Annotated in this window: 16 protein-coding genes; 13 read left to right on the forward strand and 3 right to left on the reverse strand. The window is 52.3% G+C overall.

Translation table 11 applies throughout. The annotated features are described in order from the left end of the window. Nucleotides 1–459: 459 nt before the first annotated feature. From ACX9GU_RS05060 to ACX9GU_RS05075, 4 genes are all read left to right on the forward strand, one after another. Complete coding sequence (locus ACX9GU_RS05060; protein ID WP_473194041.1) at nt 460–1,116, forward strand: helix-turn-helix transcriptional regulator; 657 nt, start codon at nt 460–462, stop codon at nt 1,114–1,116. Between the two features lie 261 nt (nt 1,117–1,377). Next, a complete protein-coding gene (locus tag ACX9GU_RS05065; RefSeq protein ID WP_473194042.1) occupies nt 1,378–2,982 on the forward strand; it encodes an alkaline phosphatase in 1,605 nt (534 codons plus the stop codon). A gap of 648 nt (nt 2,983–3,630) precedes the next feature. After that, nucleotides 3,631–4,542 (forward strand): EamA family transporter, encoded by a 912-nt coding sequence (locus tag ACX9GU_RS05070; protein ID WP_473195115.1) that lies wholly within the window; start codon nt 3,631–3,633, stop codon nt 4,540–4,542. A 243-nt stretch (nt 4,543–4,785) separates the two neighbouring features. Beyond that, nucleotides 4,786–5,007, forward strand: coding sequence for a hypothetical protein (locus ACX9GU_RS05075; protein WP_021179822.1), 222 nt, complete (start codon nt 4,786–4,788; stop codon nt 5,005–5,007). A 41-nt stretch (nt 5,008–5,048) separates the two neighbouring features. On the opposite strand, the gene ACX9GU_RS05080 is transcribed toward ACX9GU_RS05075, so the two are convergent. The 3 genes from ACX9GU_RS05080 to ACX9GU_RS05090 form a co-directional block, all read right to left on the reverse strand. Beyond that, the gene (locus tag ACX9GU_RS05080) at nt 5,049–5,423 is read right to left on the reverse strand and encodes a lysozyme inhibitor LprI family protein (RefSeq protein ID WP_024484999.1); all 375 of its coding nucleotides are present in this window, start codon (nt 5,421–5,423) and stop codon (nt 5,049–5,051) included. A gap of 119 nt (nt 5,424–5,542) precedes the next feature. Next, a complete protein-coding gene (locus ACX9GU_RS05085) occupies nt 5,543–8,623 on the reverse strand; it encodes an efflux RND transporter permease subunit (protein ID WP_071681881.1) in 3,081 nt (1,026 codons plus the stop codon). Beyond that, nucleotides 8,623–9,708 (reverse strand): efflux RND transporter periplasmic adaptor subunit, encoded by a 1,086-nt coding sequence (locus tag ACX9GU_RS05090; protein ID WP_473194043.1) that lies wholly within the window; start codon nt 9,706–9,708, stop codon nt 8,623–8,625. Before ACX9GU_RS05090 ends, ACX9GU_RS05085 begins: the two co-directional genes overlap by 1 nt. Before the next feature lie 1,217 nt (nt 9,709–10,925). On the opposite strand from ACX9GU_RS05090, the gene ompC reads away from it, so the two are divergent. From ompC to ACX9GU_RS05135, 9 genes are all read left to right on the forward strand, one after another. Beyond that, a complete protein-coding gene (ompC, locus tag ACX9GU_RS05095) occupies nt 10,926–12,035 on the forward strand; it encodes a porin OmpC (protein WP_473194044.1) in 1,110 nt (369 codons plus the stop codon). Nucleotides 12,036–12,544: 509 nt separating this feature from the next. Further along, nucleotides 12,545–12,739 (forward strand): DUF4762 family protein, encoded by a 195-nt coding sequence (locus ACX9GU_RS05100; protein ID WP_473194045.1) that lies wholly within the window; start codon nt 12,545–12,547, stop codon nt 12,737–12,739. A 196-nt stretch (nt 12,740–12,935) separates the two neighbouring features. Then, nucleotides 12,936–13,604, forward strand: coding sequence for a DsbA family protein (locus tag ACX9GU_RS05105; protein ID WP_473194046.1), 669 nt, complete (start codon nt 12,936–12,938; stop codon nt 13,602–13,604). Next, nucleotides 13,604–14,551, forward strand: coding sequence for a lysophospholipid acyltransferase family protein (locus ACX9GU_RS05110; RefSeq protein ID WP_473194047.1), 948 nt, complete (start codon nt 13,604–13,606; stop codon nt 14,549–14,551). The genes ACX9GU_RS05105 and ACX9GU_RS05110 overlap by 1 nt, the downstream gene beginning before the upstream one ends. Nucleotides 14,552–14,575: 24 nt before the next feature. Next, nucleotides 14,576–16,723: a peptidase domain-containing ABC transporter gene (locus tag ACX9GU_RS05115; RefSeq protein WP_473194048.1), complete on the forward strand. Its 2,148-nt coding sequence runs from the start codon at nt 14,576–14,578 to the stop codon at nt 16,721–16,723. Beyond that, nucleotides 16,723–17,898, forward strand: coding sequence for an efflux RND transporter periplasmic adaptor subunit (locus ACX9GU_RS05120; RefSeq protein ID WP_473194049.1), 1,176 nt, complete (start codon nt 16,723–16,725; stop codon nt 17,896–17,898). Before ACX9GU_RS05115 ends, ACX9GU_RS05120 begins: the two co-directional genes overlap by 1 nt. Beyond that, nucleotides 17,891–19,846, forward strand: a complete 1,956-nt coding sequence (locus ACX9GU_RS05125) for an ABC transporter permease (protein ID WP_473194050.1) — start codon at nt 17,891–17,893, stop codon at nt 19,844–19,846. The genes ACX9GU_RS05120 and ACX9GU_RS05125 overlap by 8 nt, the downstream gene beginning before the upstream one ends. 83 nt (nt 19,847–19,929) lie before the next feature. Next, nucleotides 19,930–21,237: an efflux transporter outer membrane subunit gene (locus ACX9GU_RS05130; RefSeq protein WP_473195116.1), complete on the forward strand. Its 1,308-nt coding sequence runs from the start codon at nt 19,930–19,932 to the stop codon at nt 21,235–21,237. 4 nt (nt 21,238–21,241) lie between these two features. Then, complete coding sequence (locus tag ACX9GU_RS05135; protein WP_473194051.1) at nt 21,242–22,492, forward strand: beta-ketoacyl-[acyl-carrier-protein] synthase family protein; 1,251 nt, start codon at nt 21,242–21,244, stop codon at nt 22,490–22,492. Nucleotides 22,493–22,494: the final 2 nt, after the last annotated feature.

Here is a 22,494-nt window from a genome sequence, read left to right on the forward strand (position 1 = left end):
AAAACATCAAATGGTTAAATGAAATAAATATATTATATAGGTGGGGTGAATAATGGTTTTTTTAGTCTTCGGAATATATATCTTAATTTCAATGCCTATAATTTTGTAGAGGTATTTTACACCACCTATTTATATAATACGATACATAACTCTATTTCACATGCTTGTTTTATATTTTAAGTAATAACAAGATGTTACTATGTATGGCTTTAGTAATTAATTGCTTTAATGTGTCTGTATTGATGCAAAAGGAGTTGTTGAATATGACCATAGTAATCTTTGTGTTGTTTATTCTTTACGTTTCAATCGCATTTGAAGTCGATAGAAGGAAAAGATATAAACTGGTCGCCTGCTCTCCCCGAAAGAAAAGACGAAGTTTGAGAAAGAGGGTGAAATATTTTTTAATGGTGATCTCTTTTAGGACTTGACTAGCCTTGTAGTTGATAACATGAGGGTGTTATGAAAAAACAAATGACGGTGTTCATTTTTGAATGCGAACCTCTATTTCATAAGGGGGTCGTTTCTTTTCTGGATCAAATGATGTCAGATCGTGGCGGGATTAACTATGCAAGATGTTACAACGATAGTAATGTGACGCTGGCATTTTTAAATGCAGATAATATTTCATGTAATGGATTGAATGAAATAATAAGTGGTTTGAGAAAGGACTGTGTCATTTTTCTGTGGGGAAAATACACCCATTTTATGCTTAACTCGCGCTCTGGTGATAGACAACTTGTTCTTATCTCTCGGCGCATTGGCATGCGGTTATTTGAGACCATAATAGATAAGGCCTGTTCATCATGTTTGTCATTTAAAATGAACAACGCAAATCTTGATTTTTTCTGCGTTACTGCCAGAGAGATGGATGTGTTATCGATGTTGAGGAGTCATTGTTCATCTGGTGAGATCGCCAGTCTTTTGGGTATATCATGTAAAACATTAGCAGGGTATAAACGCTCTATAATAAGAAAGCTAGGCATGAAAAGTATGGGGGATCTCTATTATTTCTCCCGTTGGTTGAGTCATAGAAACGTATCCTCACGCTTTTTGAAGGATAATTATATTGCCAACGGAAAGAAAATGAATCAGTCAATCATTCTGTGCTTGTGGTGACGCATGATAATTAGCTAGATCATGATGTTATTTGCGATGCTGATGGATAAGAACATAAGTAATCGTCAGTTCGTTAACATTATTGTTGATCATCTTCAGCGCAGCTTATGCTGACTTGTCTATGCAAATGCGATATAGCTTTTTTATCGCCTATCGTCATTAATCTGTCATGGAAAACCACAATACTATACAAAGTATAGTCCAACAAATTGAAATTATTTGAAAATAGGTAATGGAATTTTTAACCAAAGGAGAGTTTATATGACACGTCACAGCACCGCGCTCAACGCTTCTATTCTGTTGCGTAAACGGCACTTGGCTATGTGTATTTTATCTGTTGTCAGTATGGTTGCGGCTGCTTCCTCTATGGCAACTGCTGCTGAGGTAAAAGCCAAAAACGTGATTGTGATGATTAACGATGGGGCGGGTTGGGGAGCCTGGGACGCAACAGCTTATTGGCAATACGGTAGCCGTGAACAGACGCCATACGCCGGGTTTCCGATAAAGTATGCAATGACGACCTATCCGCTGAACACATCGAAAAAGGCGACCCACAATGCCAGCTCGTTAGTCAATTACGATCCACAGAAAGCTTGGGATAGTAGCCCAAACGCGGATAAAGATCTGCCGTTCAACGGTTACGTATATCTGGCTACTGACCCGACAGACAGCGCTGCCGCCGGTACCGCGCTAGCATCCGGCACCAAGACCTATAACAACTCCATTAACGTAGACAACAGCGGTAAACCGGTAAACTTTGTTACGTTGGTCGCCAAAGCCCAGGGGAAGGCGACTGGTGTCGTAACCAGCGTACCGTTCTCCCATGCAACACCGGCCGCATTCGGTGCGCAGAACGCATCTCGCAACGACTACCATGCAATCTCTCACCAAATGCTGACATCCGGTAAATTGGATCTGATTATGGGGATGGGGCTTCCTGGCTATAATGTTAACGGGACCGAGTGCGGCAGACTGGCTAAAGATGAGTCTACCGCAGGCTGTGGTGATGACTCTTACCGCTACCTGGCAAAAACGGAGGCGGAAGCTATGATCTCTGGCAAGCTAACTCCGGCAGGTGCCAACCAACCCTGGAAAGTTATTCGCAGCACGGAAGAGTTTACACAGCTGGCAAGTGGCTCTCTGAGCTATGACGGTCCGCTATTCGGTTCTCCAAATGTGGCACCGAACGGCACCCTGCAGCAGGGCCGCCAGGCGACGATCGTTGGCAAAGATGTGGCAACGCCTTCCGGTGACGCCTTTATTCGTACGGTCCCGACCCTGAAAACCATGACCGATGGTGCGATCCAACACCTGAGCAAAAATGCTAACGGCTTCTTTGTGATGATTGAGGGGGGAGCCACCGATTGGTCGGCCCATACCAGCAATGCCTGTACCGGTAAAGGTGACTGGGGTAATTCTTACACCCCCAATTGTGTGAGTGTGGAATATGGCCGCCTGATTGAAGAAACGGCCGATTTCAACAACGCTGTGACGTCCGTTATCGAATGGGTCGAGAAGCACAGCAGTTGGGAGGAGACGCTGCTGATTGTTACCACCGACCACGATAACGGTATGCCGATGGGGCCGGATGCGCAGAAAATAGCGTTTGAAGCGGTGAGCAATAAAGGCAAAGGCCAAATGCCGGGTATCACCTTCCGTCCAACAGGTAACCACTCTAACGCGCTGGTTCCTCTGTGGGCGAAAGGCCCAGGTGCAGCAGCCTTCGCTTCACGTGTGCGCGGCACTGACCCAGGCTATGCCAAATACGTGGGTCTAAACGACGGCGAGTTTATCGACAATACCGATGTTTTCCGCATAGTGAAGGCGGCGCTGGACGGCTCTGAGGTTGGGAAAGTGACGCCGTAAACACAGGTGATTTGAGTAAAAGAGGGCTTCTGTGAAAGCAGAAGTCCTCTTTGAGTCTCCTAATAGAGATAACCCACCCTGAGATCGCGCATGACCGGGCGAGGTATGCTCTGTAGCCAGTTAATCAACCCACTAATACCCAACAGATCTAAACCTTCAGACGTAAAAATGTATTCGTTCTCTTGCCAATGTGCGCCAGGTGCAGGCATCGCTTGTTGCACGTCACCCGGATATTCAATGGGGAGTGGCATATTTGATGACGATCTGGAAAGATTGCAGATTCTGATGAGAGATCAGTATGTGCTCCGGTTATTCTTCCAGGGGGGAATAGACGATACGCTGAAGTTTCTGGTGATACTAACAAGGCTGTGGGAGCAGGCAGAACGAGTTTATGGTACGCAACGCACTTCCGCACGTCTCATCCCCTATGGTGGTTTGGTATCACTGGAAGACTATGACGCTACGCTCAGGTGGAGGGAACTATCCAATACACCGAAGCTGTGATTGCTGGTATGAGGCGAAAAATTACCCGCAAGCCATAAATTTCCTCATCCAGTAAATTCAGTTGCTCTAGTAGAAACTGCAATCCTGGCGGAGGTCAGTCATCTTATGAGATAATTTATCGTACGCCAGCAGAAGGAATGCATGATGTCAGTAAAGGATAAGTTGTTGGCGCTGTTTGTGGTGGTGGCCTGGGGGCTGAACTTTGTGGTCATCAAAGTTGGTCTGTATGGCATGCCACCGTTTCTACTCGCAGGCCTGCGTTTTGCGCTGGTAATGTTCCCGGCCATACTGTTTGTCAAACCGCCCAAGATTCCGTTGCGCTGGATGTTGGCATACGGCATTACCATCAGCTTCGGGCAATTCGCGTTCCTGTTTACCGCAATCAAGCTTGGCATGCCTGCGGGCTTGGCATCACTGGTGTTGCAGGCTCAGGTTTTCTTTACCATTTTGCTCGGCGCGCTGCTGCTGGCCGAAAAGCTGAAGTGGAACCATATTGCCGGGATTATGATTGCCACCGTTGGCATGTTTATGCTGGCTAGCGCGGGCATGGCTGGGCAAACGACGGCGGGTATCACGTTGACCACCATGATGTTGACACTGGCAGCTGCATTATCTTGGGGGCTGGGGAATATCACTAATAAGGTGATCATGCGCGATCGCAATGTGCCGATCATGTCACTGGTGGTGTGGAGTACGCCCGTACCGGTGGTGCTGTTCTTCATATGCTCATGGTTGTTTGAGGGTAAAACCCAGTTGATTGACAGCCTGCTGCATATTCAAGGTGAAACCATTCTGGCGCTGATCTATCTGGCGTTTGTTGCCACCATTATGGGTTATGGCATCTGGGGTAACCTGCTGAGCCGTTACGAAACCTGGCGCGTTGCGCCGTTAACGCTGCTGGTGCCGGTTATCGGTATTGTTTCTGCTGCATGGCTATTAGGCGAAAGGTTATCATTGCAACAAATGATCGGTGCATTGGTGATCATCGTGGGCTTGCTGGTTAATGTGTTTGGCGGTTTGCTCAAGCCTGCCATCAGAAAATATCAACAGCGCTAGTGGTGTGAAGGGGGAAATGCTGAACTCCCTCATCTACTCTTTTTTTTCATGCTGTGCCGTCATCCATTGAAGACAGCGCGAGAAACCATGAGCCACTCTGCTATTACAGGCCCGAATTTAATTGTTTCACCCCCACACATTTTGCGACTATTCCGGATCCATCGCGATAGGCATCGGTGCTACAGTGGCGCGATTTTCATTCATTGTGATGTTTTTTTGGCTGTTGAACGCCGAGGTGTGAGTATGAGTAAGTTTATTGCAGCGGGCCTGCTGGCCGTTTTACTGTCCGGGTGTGCTACCGAGTCGCCTTGCGTACCGGTCTATGACGACCAAGGCCGTCTGGTTCATACCAATACCTGTATGAAAGGCACCACCCAGGATAACTGGGAAACCGCCGGGGCGATTGCAGGCGGGGCGGCAGCGGTCGCTGGCCTGACATTGGGTATTATCGCGTTAACCAAATAGTGATTTTTTAGTCGGGGCGCAGCATAGGCGCCCCGATGCTATTACTGCTGTTGAGCCAGTTTTTTGCTGTCACAGCCGGTACTTTTACATTCCCGCTCTACGCTTTTCAGAAAATCGATACGGCTTTGCATGGTCTTGTTTGAGCAGGCGACATTGATCATGGAGTCGTCGCTACATTGGCTGTCCCGATTTTTAAGCCATTCGATCTGTGACTGCTTCAGCGTCTGCTTTTGTGGTTGAGTCAGCAACCCCATCACCTTTTTGTATTGCACATTGATCTCTTGATCCAGTTGCACCATCTCCAATGCCGCACAGTAGGTCACGTCATAAGGGGTGCGTGGGCTGTCACAACCACCGGCCAACGCAGTGGCAGAGACCAACAGCAGCGAACATCCCAAGATTGTTTCTTTAATCACTTTGCACTTCTCCGTGTTTGGTTTTGAACTGGCTACACAGTAAACCAATGCCGCATTTTGCAATAGCCCGATTGAAGACAAATATTCAACCGGGCGTATGCGGTGCCCTTACTTAAGTCTCAAGCCTCGGTTTGCGGTGTGACCTTTTGTTTATCAGAGTTCATACAGCTGTAGATCACCGGCAGCACCAACAGCGTCAGCACGGTAGCAAAGCCCAGGCCGAACATGATCACCACAGCCATGCTTTGGAAGAAGGCATCGCTAAGCAGTGGGGCCAGACCGAGTACGGTGGTAAAGGCCGTCAGCAGGATAGGGCGCAAGCGTGAGGTAGAGGCGTCGATGATGGCCTCCAGGATCGGTTTTTCCTGCCGCTGTAACCCGATCTCCTCTACCAGCACAATGCCGTTACGGATCAACATGCCGCTTAAACTCAACAGGCCAATCAGCGCCATAAAGCCAAACGGAATACCGGTTAGCAGGAAGCCCACGGTTACCCCAATCAAGGCCAGTGGAATGGTCAGCCAGATGGCGACGGCATTTTTCAGCGAGCTGAACATCAGCACGGTGATGATGAACATGATCACAAAGGCCACCGGCAGGCTGGTGAACAACCCTGCCTGGGCTTCCTTGGTACTTTCATAGTCGCCGCCCCAATTCAGTTCATAGCCGCGCGGTAATGGGATGGCATCAATATCCGGTTTGATGCGTTGCAACAGTTCGGCAGAGGTTTCACCGCTCTGGGAGCTAGGATCGGCCTGAACCGTCAGGGTGCGTTTGCGATCCCGGCGCATGATCAGCGGATCTTCCCATTCGGTAGTAAAGCCGTTGACCACGTTGTCGATAGGAATAAACGCCTGCCGTGCCTGGCTCCAGATCATCACGTCGTTCAGCCGTTCCGCATTCAGACGCTCCGAGTCCGGCGTTCTTAACACAATCGGCATTAACCGCGTGCCATCACGATATAGGCCAACGGCGATCCCGCCAAAACTCATGCGCAGCGCACTGTCGATTTCGCGTTTATCCACCCCTAATTCACGGCCAAGATAATCCGAGAACTGCGGGCGAATGACCTTGCTGCGCTGTTGCCAGTCGTGCATGACGCCGTCGGCATTGGGGTCGGCGCTGGCGATGGTTTCTGCCTTGGCCGCCAGCGTGCGCAGCACGTTCGGATCCGGGCCGATAAAGCGCGCTTCGATGGAACTATTATTCGAAGGCCCGAACATGATGCGCTTGGCCTGGGCGTTCACCTGAGGGAAATTGTTGCGAACGTAGCCCTCTATTTGGCCGATCATACCGGGGATCTGGTTGAGCTGTTTGGCTCGCACCATGATCTGTGCATAGTTGGAATATTGCCGCTGTGCGTTGTAGGTGAGCATAAAGCGCATCGCACCCTGGCCGATGGTGACCATGGTATCGCTGACGCCTTCTTGCGCCTGGATATGCTGCTCGATCTCGGCAGCTATCTTTTCGGTGTAGGCGATATCGGTGCCGTAGGGCAGCCAGAGATCGACGAAGAAGATCGGCGTATTGGACGGTGGGAAGAAGCTTTGGCGCACGTTGCCAAAGCCGATCACCGAGGCGACCATCAACGCGGCCAGCACCCCCAGCGTAATGGTGCGCTGGCGCAGCAGTTTGCCCAACAGATTGCGATAGACGCGGAACAGCCAACCATCATAAGGCGATTTGACCGGCTCATCGGGTTTTGGCTCGGCCATTTTCTGTTTTTCAAACGCCCATTTGGTGAATACCGGCGTCAGGGTCAAGGCGGTGAACCAGCTCAGCATCAGGGAGATCAGCAGCACCTGGAACAGTGACTTACAGTATTCCCCGGTGGCATCGTTGGATAAGCCGATCGGTGCAAACGCCAGAATGGCAATCACCGTCGCCCCCAGTAGCGGGAACATGGTGCGTTTGACCACGTTATTAATGGCCTGCAGGGTTTTCTCACCCTGTTGCCGCCCAACCAGCACGCCCTCGACGATCACAATGGCGTTATCCACCAACATACTTAAGGCGATCACCAACGCCCCGAGCGAAACGCGCTGCAGCTCAATGTTGAACAGCTTCATGATCAGCAGGGTGCCAAGCACGTTCAGCGCCAGCGAGGCGGCGATCACCAGCCCGCTGCGCACCCCCATAAAGATCAGCAGGGTGCCGACCACGATCAGCAGCGCCAGCAAGAAGTTCATGATAAAGCCGTTCACCGCGCCTTCTACTTCATGGGACTGATCGTAGAAAACGCTGATATCCATCCCGGCGGGGCGTTCGGCTTGCAGTTGGGCCAACCGGGCCTTGACCGCTTCGCCCACCACAATCACGTTCACATTCGGGGCAAAGGATACGCCGATGGAGAGCGCAGGCCGCCCGTTGGCACGGTAGATATTATTGGGGGAGTGGGTTACGCCCTGGCTGATAGTGGCGATATCGCGCAGGTAAACGCTGCGCGGGCTACCCGGCTCGCTAATCAGCAGGTTACCCAATTCTTGCACGCTGGCAAATTCCCCGGTGGGATGCAGCCTGATCGACTCGCTGCCCACCAACAGATCCCCGGCGTTGGACACCACGTTCTGCCGGCTCAACAGATCGTAAAGCCGCTGCGGGATAATATTGGCGGCGGTCATCTGGGCGCGGGAAATCTCAATCTGTACTTCTTCCGGGATCACCCCGACAATCCCCACCTTGCCCACGCCTGGCACTACCACTAACTCACGGCGTAACAGCTCGGCAAAGTTGCGTAGCTCCTGATTGCTAAAGCCGTCGCCATACAGCGAGAAGAAGAAGCCGTATACGTCGCCAAAATCATCGTTCACTATCGGTGGGCTGGCACCGGGCGGTAACCGTATCGCGGCATCGCCAATGCGCCTGCGCAACACATCCCAGATTTGCGGCAGTTCGGCGGCACCGTATTCGGCACGGATATTAATGGTGATCTGCGACAGCCCCACGCTGGAGATGGAGGTCACGTTGTCGATATAGGGCAGCTGCTGAATGGCATTCTCCAGCGGCAGGGTGACTTCTTCCTCCACCTGCTGGGCCGAAGCGCCGTCATAGCGGGTGACCACCACCGCAGTCTTGATGGTAAAGGCCGGATCCTCCAGCCTGCCGATGTTGAGAAACGCCAGCACGCCGCCAATACCTAGCAGCAGGATAGCCAGCCAGATCCGGGTGCCGTTGTTGATAAAGTTCTCTGTCAGTTTCATTACAGACCTCGCTCACGGACCCAGGCGCGCACTTCCTGATTGGGGCGCAGTTCACGGGTGCCAGCGGCGACAATCCGTTCACCATCGGCCAGACCGGAGACGATCTGTATTCCGTTAGCGGTCAGTTGCCCGGTTTCAACCTGACGAGATTCCACAAACAGTTTGCCATCACGTTCTTTGATCACCCACACGTGGGGCTGATTGCGTGGGCTGTTATCCGGGTTAAATACCGCCTCGACGGGAACAATAACGCTGGTTGTCTGCGTAGCCCCGGCGAGATTACCGAGGTTGATTTTCACACTGCCGCTCATTCCCGAGAGCAGTGGCAGATCTTGTGGGCGCGGCATGGTCAGTGTCATTTGATAGGTCAATGAGCCCGCGGTGGTATTGGTGGTGTGTTCTTTATAGCGGGCGGTAAACTCGCGGCCCGGCAAGTTATTCAACTGAACAATAGGTTGGTACTGTGCATTGTTTTCATCAATCACAATGAACAGATTTTCGGGGATGCTGAATATCACATCCAGCGAATCCAGCGAGTTCAAGGTCGCTATCGGCTGGCCTGCGGGGATCACCTGATGGTTGCGGGCAGTGAGCGTGGCAATCACACCAGTAAAGGGAGCGCGGATTTGCATATCGCTCACTTCTTCCCTGGCCAACTTCAAGGCGGCCTGGGCAGAGTCACGCGCTGCGCGATGAACATCAAGTTCGGCACGAGGAATAACATTGCGGGCACTCAGGGTGGCAAAACGGTTGAATTGAGCCTGAGCCAGATCGAACGTGGCCTGCCGATCACGTAGCCGCAGGCGTGCGTCATTACTGTTCAGTTCGGCAATCACCTGCCCCTTGCTGACACGTTCCCCTTCACGTACCAGCAGTTGCTGTAGCTGTCCTGGGCGCTTGAAGGCCAGTTCGGTACGGTCACCCGCGATAATTCTGGCAGGGAAGATGCGCACTCCTTGCTGGGCACTGTTGCTAACTTCAAAGATATTCACCGGACGGACGCTTTCGAGTTCTTTAGGCGTCTCTCTGTCGCAGGCGGTAAGAAAAAGTGTGCAAAGCACAACGGCAACCAGTTTTATATTCACGATGCAATCTCTTAGGATCGGATTTTAGGGGAGCGATGAGTTAACTCGTTGACCATATGCATCACGTCTTACCGCTCGTTTAGGCCAGCTCCGGCCTCAGTTCACGCTGCTGCGGAACTTAATCTTGCTACTGTGACCGTAGGACACAACCATTTGGGATTTCACGCACTCCCGGCGCTATTCCCCTTGCCCGCTAGCGGAGGTGCGCCACCCATATTGTTTCCTTCAGTTTCAACCACTCGTAGACTCTTCAAGCTTAGTATGCCGTTTGCCAACGTGAGTAAATTATCTTCATTTATTGCCGTTGGCCCGCTTTTGGGCTATGGCTAATCCATCAATGCTAATGATTTTCCGACTAAGATAATGAGTACCCACGGTGGGAGGATGCCGATGATGGTACGGATTGAGATGATTCTTGGTTATGATCTGAATCATTTTTCGCATTATGCTGTTGGCTATTTTTTTTGAAAATCGAAATCTTATTTAGGTTTTGTTTAGGAATCTTCTTTTTTAGATGTTATGCAAATAATCCTATTGGGTGATAAATACCCCGTGATGGCGGTTTTGGTATTACATTTGCGATTAATTGTTATTTACACCTGTTATGGGTTTGTAATCCACAACCATTCTGTGGTTATGATTTGGCGCAAAAAAACAACAAATTGTGTGATGATTAGAGGTGTGTGGACGCTAAAGATCTTAATGAAATGACGTTGGTTATTTATTTCATTGATAATATTGATTATTTTTTAATTTGTGTTTGGGTTTAATCACTGGGGAGGTGTTAATGATTTCTTTGCTAACGTTGTTTTTAGCATTTATTTATCAATTTAATTCAATTTTACAAACAATTTGTTTCGTTTTACCTACATTTCAAATGGGTAAATGTGGTGTTGGTGTTATTATTTGTGATGCATTTTGTTTCATTTGATCACTGGAATATAACTGATACGATTAAATTGCGGGGTTTATATTTTTAATTGTTAATTTAAATGTTAAGTATTTAGAGGTAAATATTATGGCGGTGTAATATTCGGACATATTTTGAATTTATTTGAATTTAACTATTGCAATGAGAATTTACTCAATATACTTTCCTCCACCAGAAAGGAACAGGTAAGGAATGAACGTCGTCATGCTAATTATGGCTTCAGTTCTCATCACATTTACCGTATTTCGATAATCACTTTTATATAAACTTTAGATAGAGAGCTATTATGAAAATTCGCGTACTTTCACTGTTGGTTCCGGCTTTGCTGGTTGCAGGCACCGCGGGCGCTGCTGAAATCTACAACAAGGACGGCAACAAGCTGGATCTGTTCGGCAAGATTGACGGCCAGCGCTACTTCTCCAGCAACGACTCGGTAGATGGCGATCAGTCTTATATGCGTCTGGGCCTGCGTGGTGAAACCCAAATCAACGACAGCCTGACCGGCTTCGGCATGTGGGAATACCAGGTTAACCTGAACCAGGCCGAAAGCGAAGCCAACAACAGCTTTACCCGTGTAGGGTTTGCCGGTTTGAAATTCGCCAATTATGGTTCACTGGATTATGGCCGTAACTACGGTGTGATGTATGACATCGGTGCATGGACCGACGTGCTGCCAGAGTTTGGTGGGGATACTTACGGTGCCGATAACTTCCTGTTCCAACGTGGCAACGGTTTGCTGACTTACCGTAACAGCGACTTCTTTGGCATGGTTGAAGGCCTGAATTTCGCCCTGCAATACCAAGGCACCAACGGCAGCGCCTCCGAATCCAACAACTACCGCGACGTGTTGGCGCAGAACGGTAACGGCTACGGCATGTCCGTCAGTTACGATCTGGGTTATGGCATCAGCGCAGCCGGTGCGTTCTTCAGTGCCGATCGTACGGCAGACCAGAACGGCCGCAACAACTCGGCTATTCTGGGTCATGGCGATAAGGCTCAGGCGTATAGCACCGGTCTGAAATACGATGCCAATAATGTCTACCTGGCGGCCATGTTTACCCAGTCTTATAACGCTAACCGTTTTGGCAACCGCAATAGTCAGGCTTATGGCTTTGCCGACAAGGCTCAGAATATTGAGCTGGTGGCACAGTACCAGTTCGACTTCGGCCTGCGTCCGTCCGTGGCCTACATACAGTCTAATGCCAAAGATATTCAGGGCTTTGGTAGCCAGAACCTGGTGAAGTATGTTGATCTTGGGGCCACCTATGCCTTCAATAAAAACATGTCTACCTATGTAGATCACAAAATCAACCTGCTGGACGAAAACGACTTTACCAGCAAGGCGGGTCTCAACACCGATAACGTGACCTCGGTCGGTATCGTTTACCAGTTCTAAGCTGGTCTGTATGTTTAGCCCGGTACATTCGTGTACCGGGCTTTGCTACGCCTGTTGGCTCGTGTTATCTACATTGCAAGTTGTTCTCCTTTCTCCCTCGGTTAATCCCCTTTAGCTTTTCTGTAATATCTTTCGTTCTGGATGTAGTTCTATTTTCACACTCAAGGAATTGTCCTTTATTAATTGTTGCTGTTTATCACGGTATATCTAGTGGTATGTTTTTTATTGGGTGTGGTCTTGGCTTTTAATTGGAAATATCCTGTGTGAACAAGGCCTGGATCTAATTGAAAGATGTCAATCATCACTGAAATTATTATTGATCTGCTTTAAGTGTCGGGCTATCCTTGGGTTGGTGCTCTTTTGAAGGAGCGAAGCAATTCAGTTTAACTCTGCGCTTTAATAAAGGCATGTTTAGTTATGCCTTTATATCAAGCGTAGAATTGCCCTATCACTGATGATAGGCGTTACTAGGGCTATTTTTGTTTCGCTTTTATAAAAAGGACGATGTTGTGAAAAAAATTAATACCCTCGAAGCTGGTACAATTGTTGGCGGTAAATGTAAAAGAGTCTGTGCTGTGGAATATGTTGGTGGCACTGGTGGTGCTTGCTATCTGGTCAGAACTTGCCTGGATAAGAATGGTCGAATTGTTAGCCAGTCTAGCTCCTCTGTTGATCCAGCCAACTGCCCGGCTGGCCGGCCGTAAGCTCTGCCTGAGTTTCAGGATATGAGTTTGGGCTGATGCGATAGGATTTTCGCGTCGGCCTGTTTGAAAATGGCGCTTATTGATGGACAGGGATGTGATGGCTGTTGGCTCGCCAACGGCGCTACGTGCTAAATAAAAATGGCTATCCCTCCGTTATAAGATCTCACTGGTATGCCTTTTTTAGGAGGTATGGTTTATGTTCAAAAAAAACCTGCTGTTTCTCATTTACACCTTGGCGATCATGATTATTTCCTCGTTGATCACGACGGCCTATTTCCACTATTTTGTCTTGAATCAGGGCATCGAACAGCAAGCTCTGGTTGCCGTCAGCAATGAGGAGATAAACAATAGCCCGATCAAAGAGGGTAATACCATCGTCGAAATATTCTCTTACGGCTGCCATTACTGTGCCATAAACGAAGAGAATATTGCCAAGCTGGAAACGCGTATGCCAGCAGGGACAAAAATGATCCGTCTGCATCTCAATAATGCGCAGAGCAATGGCCTGGCAAGTTTCGCCCCATTATTTGCCACCCTGACGGTGATGGGTATTGAACCGCTGCATCGTGAAAGTGCCTATAACGCCGTTATCAAACAAAAAATCGATCTGAGTAACCCCCAAAACCGTGATAGCTGGTTGGCGAAGAATGGTATCGATCTCGCGGCTTATCACGCTGCCAGTCAAACTCCGCAGGTCGCTGAGTTGCTGAGCTATATGACCATTGTGTCCGATCACTACAAAATCAACGCGACCCCAACCTTTATCGTCAGCAAGAAATGGCTGGCACTGCAGGATCGCGATTTCCCGGAATTTGCCGATCACCTGCTGTCGCTGCTGCAGCATGATAAACCGCTGGAGCAATAATGCGTTTCTTTGCCGTGTGGGTTTACCTGGCATGGAGAGAGGCCCTCGCAAAAATCGCGCGGAGTTGTTTACCGTTGCGCAGAGCACAGCACAAGACCGTTTGCTGGTTGCTGCGGCATGGCGATTATCGTTGGTTTCTTGGGCTGGCGGTGCTTGGCCGCTGGTTGCGGTTGAATAACCGGGGGGATCGCAGGCGTGCCTTTGTGGCCGCAGCCAATAAGCAATGCCTGATTGACGATGGCCGCAAGGTGGATTTTGCCAAGATCAGCCAGCGTCGTCGTTTGCTGGAGCTGGCCGCTGCCCATGCCGGTAACGCTCACCTCCTGGCCCAGCTGGAGCAATGTCAGGTTCAGCTCAACGCAGTTGTCGAGCCCTTGCACCGAGCAGGGCAACCGGTGGTGCTTGCACCGCTGCATATGGTCTCTGACGTGTTGGCTGGCATGGTAGGGGCCGGGGTGTTTCCGGGGCAGGCAACGGTGGTGGTTTCTGCCAGTGCGGAGGCCTATCAGGAAACAACGCGACAGCAAGCGGGGATCCACCTGTCTTACTGCTCGATCCATGATGATAACCGGGCGATTGCTGGCAATTTGACTAGCGCGATTATGGCGGCGGCCGATCATCAACGCAATATCATGATTTTCCCCGATATCTCGCCGGATTACACCGTCAATACCAATGCGGCGCAAACGGCAAAGCTCAGTTGCCGCCTGTTTGATCGCCCGGCCAACCTGCACAGCGGCGTTATTCGTATCGCCAGAGCCTTGTCTGCGCAGGTGGTCTCTTATCACCTGTATTACGACCACGGAATAAAAATCCACATCTATCCGCCGATACCGGCCTGCAATCTGAAAGCCAAACTGCCGGAACTGATTGAAACGTCGATCGTCAGGCATCCTGAAGATTGGCTGTTATGGCACTCACATTCGTTATTTTTTATCAATGAATAACCTGGAAATTGAAGAAGTCAGATCATGGAAAAGATAATCCCGGCGCTGGTGTTTCAAGGCGAAACGAATGAATGTGGGCTGGCCTGCATCGCCATGATGGCGCAAACGCAGGGCATCAGTGCGCCATTGGAAAGCTTGCGTGAGCGCTATCCCGCCTCGCAGCATGGCACCTCGCTGGCCACGCTGTGCGACATTATGACCGAACTGGCGATGCCCGCCTATCCCGTTGCCTTTGAGCACGATGAACTGGCGGAAATACCGCTGCCCGCCATTTTACATTACGGGGCGAGCCATTATGTGGTGTTGGCCTACCGTAAAGGTAATCACGTTTGCGTGATGAACCCGGGCATTGGACAGCAACTGTTGCCGATGGATGCGTTAAAAATGGAAATCAGCGGTTATGCGTTGGTGCTGGACAGTGAAGCTCAGCCTGACCCTCAGGCGCTGGCCAATGTTCAGCGCAGTAAAGGCTTCAGCGCGTCCGACACCATGAGCCTGAAAGAAACCGCGCGTATCCCCGGTATTTACCGGCTGATGATACTGGCGTTTCTGATCTCTTTAACGCTGTTTATTATGCCGACGATGGTCAGCAGCGCCATCAATCAGGTTTTTTCCAGCGCAGGGGAAACCGACTTCCCATACTTCTACTTCCTGCTGGCATTCGTCGTGTCGACCACGCTGGCCTTCGGCGTGCGTTGGATCACCGAGCGCTTTATCAAACGCTTTGTGGTGATCAACAGCGTGGCGGGATTCTCGCGCCTGCTCAGCAATTCGCTGAACTTCTTTGATAAACGCGCGCCGGGCGAAGTCTTCAGCCGTTTTTCCAACTGGCAGATGGCCTCGGGGACTAAAATCGAGCTGGATAACGGCCTGCGTACCGATTGGATCATCGGCGCTATCGCACTGGCGGTGATGTGCTACATGAGCCCGCTGCTGGCCATGGTGTCTGGTGTGGGGGTCACCCTGATGGGGTTGGTCAGCGTTTGGGCCATCTATCGTGACCGTTTTTACACCCAGCAGTTGCAGGTAAAAGCCGCCGAGCAGAGCGACTTTATCCTGGAGAGTATTCAAGGGTTCTCCACCATCAAGTCCGCCGGATTGGACAGCCAGCGCAAAGGGATGTTCGCCAAGTTTGCTCTGTCGCTGTTTACCTGTCGCCAGCAGCAGAAGATGTACGAGCAGGTCAAAAGCAGCCTCTATCAGTTGATAGGCAGCCTGGAGATGGTGTTCTTTATGTTGCTGGCGCTGCCGTTGCTGAAAAACGGCACTATCACGCTGGGTGAGTTCTTTGCCTACAGTTTTGTGCGTGAAATCTTCACCTCTTATATCACCAGGATTTTCTACTCCGTCTTGCAAAAGAATCAGCTGCACGTGATCGATACCCGCGCCAAGGACTTGTTCCCATCACGGCCTGAACAGGATAGGGCGGAGGATGCGGTACCTGCACCGATCCCTAAATTCACTTCGCAGTTACGTTATAAAAATATCGCTTTTGCCTATGACGCCCAGCAGCCGGTATTGCACGACCTTTCCCTGTCGCTCAAACCGGGGCAAAGCATTGCCATTGTGGGGGAGTCGGGGGCGGGAAAAAGCACCTTGCTGAAGGTGATGACCGGCCTGATGACACCCCAGCAGGGGCAGGTGATTGTTGATGGCCAACCGCTCGATTATCCGCAGGTACACGCGTTGTTCTTCCTGCAAAGCCAGGAGGACATCTTGTTCAATGCCTCGGTGCTGCAAAATATCACCCTGTTTGATGAGGGGTTTGATGAGCGCAAACATCGGCAGATCGAGCGCTCCCTTGCAGGGTTGAATCTGAGCTCGGTGATAGAAAAACTGCCGGGGGGCTTGAATGCCCTGATCCGTGAAAGCCATACAGGGCTTTCGCTGGGGCAGCGCCAACGTCTGCTGCTGGCGCGGGCTATGTACAGCGATCGTCCGGTGCTGGTGCTCGATGAGCCTACGGCCAACCTGGATGAGGAAACGGCGCACCAGGTGATGACCACCTTGCTGACGCATTGTCGCGAGCAGCATAAAACGCTGATCACCGTGACGCACAGCGAAAGCGTATTGCCGATGTTTGATTGGGTGTACTGCGTGAGCAACGGCCATGTAGTGAGCGTTGCTACGGAGCTTGCAGCGTCAACGGCGTTAACCACGGCGGTGAGTTAATGAAGTTGAACATGTTTGGCATGGATAAACGCAGGCTGGTGCCGATTGCCTTGCTGTGTCAGGTGGTGTTGATCGGCACGATCGCCTGGTTCATTGTTGGGCCTACGCACAATAATACCTATGACATCGAAGAGATCGCCCGTGGCGATATCGAGAAAACCGTGTTGGCCACCGGCATCCTCAAACCGGCGCTGCAGGTCAGTGTCGGTGCGCAGGTTAACGGACAATTGCAAAAGCTGTATGTGAAGCAGGGCGATCGCGTCACCCGAGGGCAACTGCTGGCGGAAATCGATCCGACCTTGCAACAGAATGAGTTGCGTAAATCGCAGGCGGCCTTGCAAAGCGCTCAGGCGCAGAAACAGGTCACCCAGGCAACGCTCAAACAGTATCAGCAGGAATTGCAGCGTCAGATGAAGCTGGATCGTGATGGTTCAGGCGTGAAAAGCGATCTGGAGAAGGCGCAGGCGCAGTTCCAAATCCAGCTTGCCCAGTTGAAGGTCAACGATGCGCAGATCGTCCAGGCGCAGATGGAGCAGCAAACCGCGAAAGCCAATCTGGGCTTTACCCGCATCGTCGCGCCGATCGACGGCGAAGTGTTGGGGATCGTCACCAAGGAAGGGCAGACCATTGTGTCGTCACAAACCGTGCCGACCATTCTGGTGCTGGCAGATGTCGACACCATGACGGTACACACCCGTATTTCGGAGACCGATATCCTGAAGGTGCGAGTCGGGCAACCGCTGTGGTTCTACGTTGTTGCCGATCCCAAACAGCGTTACGAAAGTGTGATGGGCTCGATCCAGGAAGCCCCGAACGAAGCCTTGCAGGAAGGTAACTCGTCAGGCTCTGCCAATCAGCAGGCTTCGGCGGTCTATTACAGCGGTGTGTTTGCCATTGCCAACAGCAAACGTCTGTTGCGCACCTCGATGACCGCTCAGGTCTTTATTATCACCGAACAGGTGAAGAATGCCCTGCGCGTGCCGGTGGCCGCCTTCGGTGAACAGCAGGGTAAAGATCGTTATCAGGTACAGGTGATGAACGGCAAGCAGCTTGAAACACGCTGGATCCGTATCGGCCTGAACGACCGCCAGTTTGCCGAAGTGAAAGAGGGGCTGAAAGAGGGTGACCGCGTAGTATTGGCGCAGCATGCCGTCGGGAGTGCTAGCAATGGTTAAGTCATCCACTCCCTTGATCGTACTGAGCGGCATTTCCCGCCATTTTGTTTCCGGGTTGCAGACCGTGGCGGTGCTGAAAAATATCTCTCTCTCCATTCAGCGTGGCGAGATGGTGGCGATCGTTGGCGCGTCTGGATCGGGGAAATCCACGTTGATGAACATCATCGGCTGCCTGGATAAGCCCACGCAGGGGGAGATGCAGATCAAGGGCATATCCACCCAGCTTGCCAGCAGCGAGCAGTTGGTCCAGTTACGCAGCCAGTACATCGGGTTTATTTTCCAGCGTTATCACCTGATGCCCTACCTGAGCGCTGCCGAAAACGTCGCCATTCCCGCCCTGTATACCGCAATGCCTGCGGCAGAGCGCCAGACGCGGGCCGAATACTTGCTCACCCGGCTTGGATTGCAGCACCGAATGGATTACAAACCGGCGCAACTCTCCGGTGGGCAACAGCAGCGTGTCAGTATTGCTCGGGCGTTGATGAACGGGGCGGAAATCATTCTGGCCGATGAGCCGACCGGTGCGCTCGATCGCGCCAGTGGTCAGGAACTGATGGGGATCCTGCACTCGCTGCACCGTTCGGGGCATACCATCATTATCGTCACCCACGATCGGGACGTGGCCAATCAGGCGCAGCGCATCATCGAAATCAGCGACGGCGAGATCGTGGCCGACCAGCGTAATGAGGCGGTAGCCCTACAGGAAACCAAACCTGCGCTGCCGGTTGCCGCGGCTACCGGGCGTAACCCGTTCTGGCCGAGCGTGCAAGAGGCGGTCAAGATGGCCTGGCGTGCGTTGCTGGGGCACCGGGCAAGGGCCTTTTTGTCGATGTTGGGCATCATTATCGGCGTCTCTTCCGTGGTGTCGTCAATGGCCGTTGGTGAGGGCGCACGTCAAAATATACTTAATGAAATTAGCCAGTTGGGTAGCAGTACCTTAGATGTTCGCCCTGGGCTGGGGTGGGATAAACCGCGTCCGGACCTCGCCCGCTCGCTGACGGTTGCTGACGTTGAGCTGCTGGAGCACCAGCCTTATGTCGACAGCGTGTCGCCGGTGGTCAGTAAAACCGTGGCCGCGGTGCGCGGTGGCAAAGAGGCGATGGCTTCGATTTCCGGTATCAGCAACGCCTATTTTCGTGTGCAGGGCCTGAATTTCCTTTCCGGCAACGGCTTTACCCGGCGCGATTTGGATGAGCGTGAGCCGGTGGTGATTATCGATCCGCAATTACGCGACACGCTGTTTGAGCCGGATGAAGTGGCCGAGGGTGGGATCGTCCAGCTTGCGGGTACCCCTTACCGGGTGATCGGCGTTGCCGAACCTAAAGGCGGCAAATACAGCGGCATGATGTTGGGCGCCTGGATGCCTTATACCGCGGTGCTGGAGCGCATGTCCGGCGATATGCCGATCGAGTCGATTATGCTGCGTGTGCACGAAGGGACCTCGCTTATCGAAGCGCAGGGGCGCGTCGAACGGCTGTTGGAACAGGCGCATGGCCGGCGCGACTTTTTCACCCAGACCAATGATCAGATGACCAAGGCCATCCGTAAAGCCTCGGATTCGATGACGCTGCTGATCACCGCCATTGCCGGGATTTCACTGCTGGTGGGCGGGGTTGGCGTGATGAACATCATGCTGGTTTCGGTTACCGAACGTACCCATGAGATCGGCATACGCCTTTCGGTCGGTGCGCGGCCAGCGGACATCATGCGCCAGTTCCTGATTGAGGCGATGGTGATCTGCTCGCTGGGCGGGTTGATTGGCATTATGGGTTCTGGGCTTGCCGGGGTGATCTTCTCCCTGGTGACACAGGAGTTCACCATGATTTTTACCTGGCCTCCGCTGGTGCTGGCCTGTGGGTTCTCGGCGTTGATCGGCCTGGGTTTTGGTTTTTTCCCGGCGCGCAACGCGGCGCGTCTGCATCCAACGGAGGCGTTGGCGCGCGAATGATGAAGAGCAAACTTCCTCTACTACTGTTGCCCCTGCTGCTGAGCGGTTGTGGCTCCTTGACGAAAAGCGACTATCAGCGGCCAATGCTGTCAGTACCTGCCGAGTGGCGGATGCCGCAGACGGGAAGCGATTTTCTGCAACACACCGAGCATTGGTGGGATAACTTCGACGATCCGCAGCTCTCCGTGCTGATTGGGCGGGTGCTGACCAGCAACAACGATCTGGCCATTGCCGGGTTGAAGCTTCAGCAGGCGCGGCTGGCTGCCGGGCTGGCCGATACTAACCTGAACCCAACCGTTACGTCGGCAAGCGGTGGGGTCACTAATAGCAAGGCTCTACGTCAGGGGGCTAGTTCCACAGAGAACTACAGCAGCACTCTATCTCTGAGTTATGAGCTGGACTTGTGGGGAAAGTTGGCACGAACCAGGGAACAGGCTCGGTGGCAGGCTGAGGCCACGGAGCAGGATCGGCAAAACACCGCGCTGACACTGATCGGCAATACGGCGCAGTATTATTGGCAGATCGCCAAGCTTAATCAGAAAATCAAGCAACAGCAGGCGGGTCTGGAAATCAGCAAACAGACGTTGGCACTGGTGCAATCCCGTTACAACGCTGGTGCAGTCGGCCAGCTTGATCTGCTACAGGCACAACAGCCGCTGATCAATCGTGAAAACACCTACCGCACGCTGCAACAGCAGCGGGAAGAGAACCGTAATGCGTTGGCGATCCTGTTTAACCGTTCACCCACCGATCGCCAGGCAGAGCGTACCTCTCTGGATATCAATCAGAATGTACCGGTAGCGAACACCTTGCCAGTTGAGGTCATTGCTCGCCGTCCGGATGTACAGGGGGCAGAAAAGACTCTACGTGCCAAATTGGCTGGGTCGGATGTAGAACGTTTGAGCTTCTACCCCACACTTTCACTAACTGCCGTACTTGGTACTAGCAATGACCTATTCCAACAGTGGTTCAACCACCCAACCAGAACCTTGGGGAGCAGTGTTGCACTACCCTTCCTGAACTGGAATACCGTGCAACTGAAAATTGAAGATTCCAACCTTGATGTTAAGCAGGCGGCGATCGCTTTCCGCAGCAAGGTCTACAACGCGTTGGCCGACGTGGACAACGCCATGTCGCAACGCCTCAGCTATCAACAGCAAAAAATCAATCAGCAACGCAACCTGCGACTTGGTCAGCAGCGTTTGGCGCTGGCCAACAGTCAGTATCAGGCCGGTGCGGCCTCCCTCCAGACCTTGCTGGATGCCGAGGATGCGTTATTGACCCTTGAAAGCGATTTGTCAGATCTGCAGTACAACTACCTCAACGCCACCATGAAGCTGTGGCTGGCGTTGGGCGGCGGTGTAGAACAAGACGGTGATATAACAGGATGAGATCATGAATAGAGAGGCTTTGCCACGTCGCGTGGTGGTTACGGGTTTTGGTGCGGTCACGCCATTGGGAATGAATGCCGAGCAAAGCTGGGCGACGATGATGGATTATCAACTAGGCTACCGCTATTACGATAAATCTGCCGTGGGGATCCAGTCGCGTTTCTTCGGGGTGATCGACGACGAACCTGACTTGAAAGGGGTGCCTGCGGCGATCCGCCGCCGTTTGCCACGCTTTGCCCGGTTAGCCTTGGGGGCGGCCCGCGAAGCGATGGAGATGGCTTTCCACGGGGAGAGCCCGGCGGCCTATTACGATCTGCTGGAGTGCGGCACCATCATCGGCAGCGGCTGGGCGGGCCAGGATGAAATACAAAACAATCATGAGGACTTTTTGCGTGCAGGACTGGGTTCACCCTTTGGCTGTTTCCTGTCCATGCCGAATGTCGCGACGGCCGCCTGTAGCCTGTTCTGGGGGCTGCGTGGCTATCAGAATACCCCGGTTGCGGCCTGCGCCACCGGGACGATCGCCATTGGCGATGCGTTTGAGGTGATCCGCAGTGGCCGTGCCTCGATGATGCTGGCCGGGGCCGGTGAGTCGTTAAGCAGCGACACTGCCGTCTGGAATATCGATGTGCTGCGTGCTTTGACGAGTGAGCAGGAGGATATCAGCAAGGCCTGCTGCCCGTTCAGCCTCGATCGCAACGGCTTTGTGCTATCCGAAGGTGCCGCCGTGGTATGCCTGGAGGAACGTGAAGCCGCATTGGCTCGCGGGGCAAGAATCCTGGGAGAAATCAAAGGCTACGGTAACTACTCCGATGCCTTCGACTTTACCGCCCCCGCGGAAGACAAGCTTGCCCGGGTGAAAACCATCCAGCATGCCTTGCGCCAGGCCGGGGTGACGGCGGAGGAGATCGACTATATCAATGCGCACGGCACCTCTACGCCTCTCAACGATCTGAATGAAACCCAGGCGATCAAGCTGGCCTTTGGCGAGGCGGCCTACAGCACGCCGCTTTCCAGCACCAAGTCCTACTCCGGGCATCTGATTGCGGCGGCAGGCAGCTTTGAATCAATCATCTGCCTGCAAGCGTTGCAGCATCAGCTGATGCCCGCCACCTGTCACCTGAAAAATGCCGATCCGGAGTGCGATCTGGACTACGTCAGCGAAGGGCACCGCCCGGCCCGGTTACAGAACATCTTGAATCTGAGCTTCGGCTTCGGCGGCGCTAACGCGGCGTTGGTTATCGGGCAGGCATGAGC

It is taken from the genome of Serratia sp. K1WW1 (assembly GCF_055790865.1).

Excerpts from the sequence above, each read along its gene's own strand:
- ACX9GU_RS05115 (WP_473194048.1), top strand. The coding sequence starts at position 14,576 with ATGGAAAAGATAATCCCGGCGCTGGTGTTTCAAGGCGAAACGAATGAA.
- ACX9GU_RS05065 (WP_473194042.1), top strand. The coding sequence starts at position 1,378 with ATGACACGTCACAGCACCGCGCTCAACGCTTCTATTCTGTTGCGTAAA.
- ompC (WP_473194044.1), top strand. The coding sequence starts at position 10,926 with ATGAAAATTCGCGTACTTTCACTGTTGGTTCCGGCTTTGCTGGTTGCA.
- ACX9GU_RS05110 (WP_473194047.1), top strand. The coding sequence starts at position 13,604 with ATGCGTTTCTTTGCCGTGTGGGTTTACCTGGCATGGAGAGAGGCCCTC.
- ACX9GU_RS05125 (WP_473194050.1), top strand. The coding sequence starts at position 17,891 with ATGGTTAAGTCATCCACTCCCTTGATCGTACTGAGCGGCATTTCCCGC.
- ACX9GU_RS05075 (WP_021179822.1), top strand. The coding sequence starts at position 4,786 with ATGAGTAAGTTTATTGCAGCGGGCCTGCTGGCCGTTTTACTGTCCGGG.
- ACX9GU_RS05120 (WP_473194049.1), top strand. The coding sequence starts at position 16,723 with ATGAAGTTGAACATGTTTGGCATGGATAAACGCAGGCTGGTGCCGATT.
- ACX9GU_RS05070 (WP_473195115.1), top strand. The coding sequence starts at position 3,631 with ATGTCAGTAAAGGATAAGTTGTTGGCGCTGTTTGTGGTGGTGGCCTGG.
- ACX9GU_RS05085 (WP_071681881.1), bottom strand. The coding sequence starts at position 8,623 with ATGAAACTGACAGAGAACTTTATCAACAACGGCACCCGGATCTGGCTG.
- ACX9GU_RS05135 (WP_473194051.1), top strand. The coding sequence starts at position 21,242 with ATGAATAGAGAGGCTTTGCCACGTCGCGTGGTGGTTACGGGTTTTGGT.
- ACX9GU_RS05130 (WP_473195116.1), top strand. The coding sequence starts at position 19,930 with ATGCTGTCAGTACCTGCCGAGTGGCGGATGCCGCAGACGGGAAGCGAT.
- ACX9GU_RS05105 (WP_473194046.1), top strand. The coding sequence starts at position 12,936 with ATGTTCAAAAAAAACCTGCTGTTTCTCATTTACACCTTGGCGATCATG.
- ACX9GU_RS05060 (WP_473194041.1), top strand. The coding sequence starts at position 460 with ATGAAAAAACAAATGACGGTGTTCATTTTTGAATGCGAACCTCTATTT.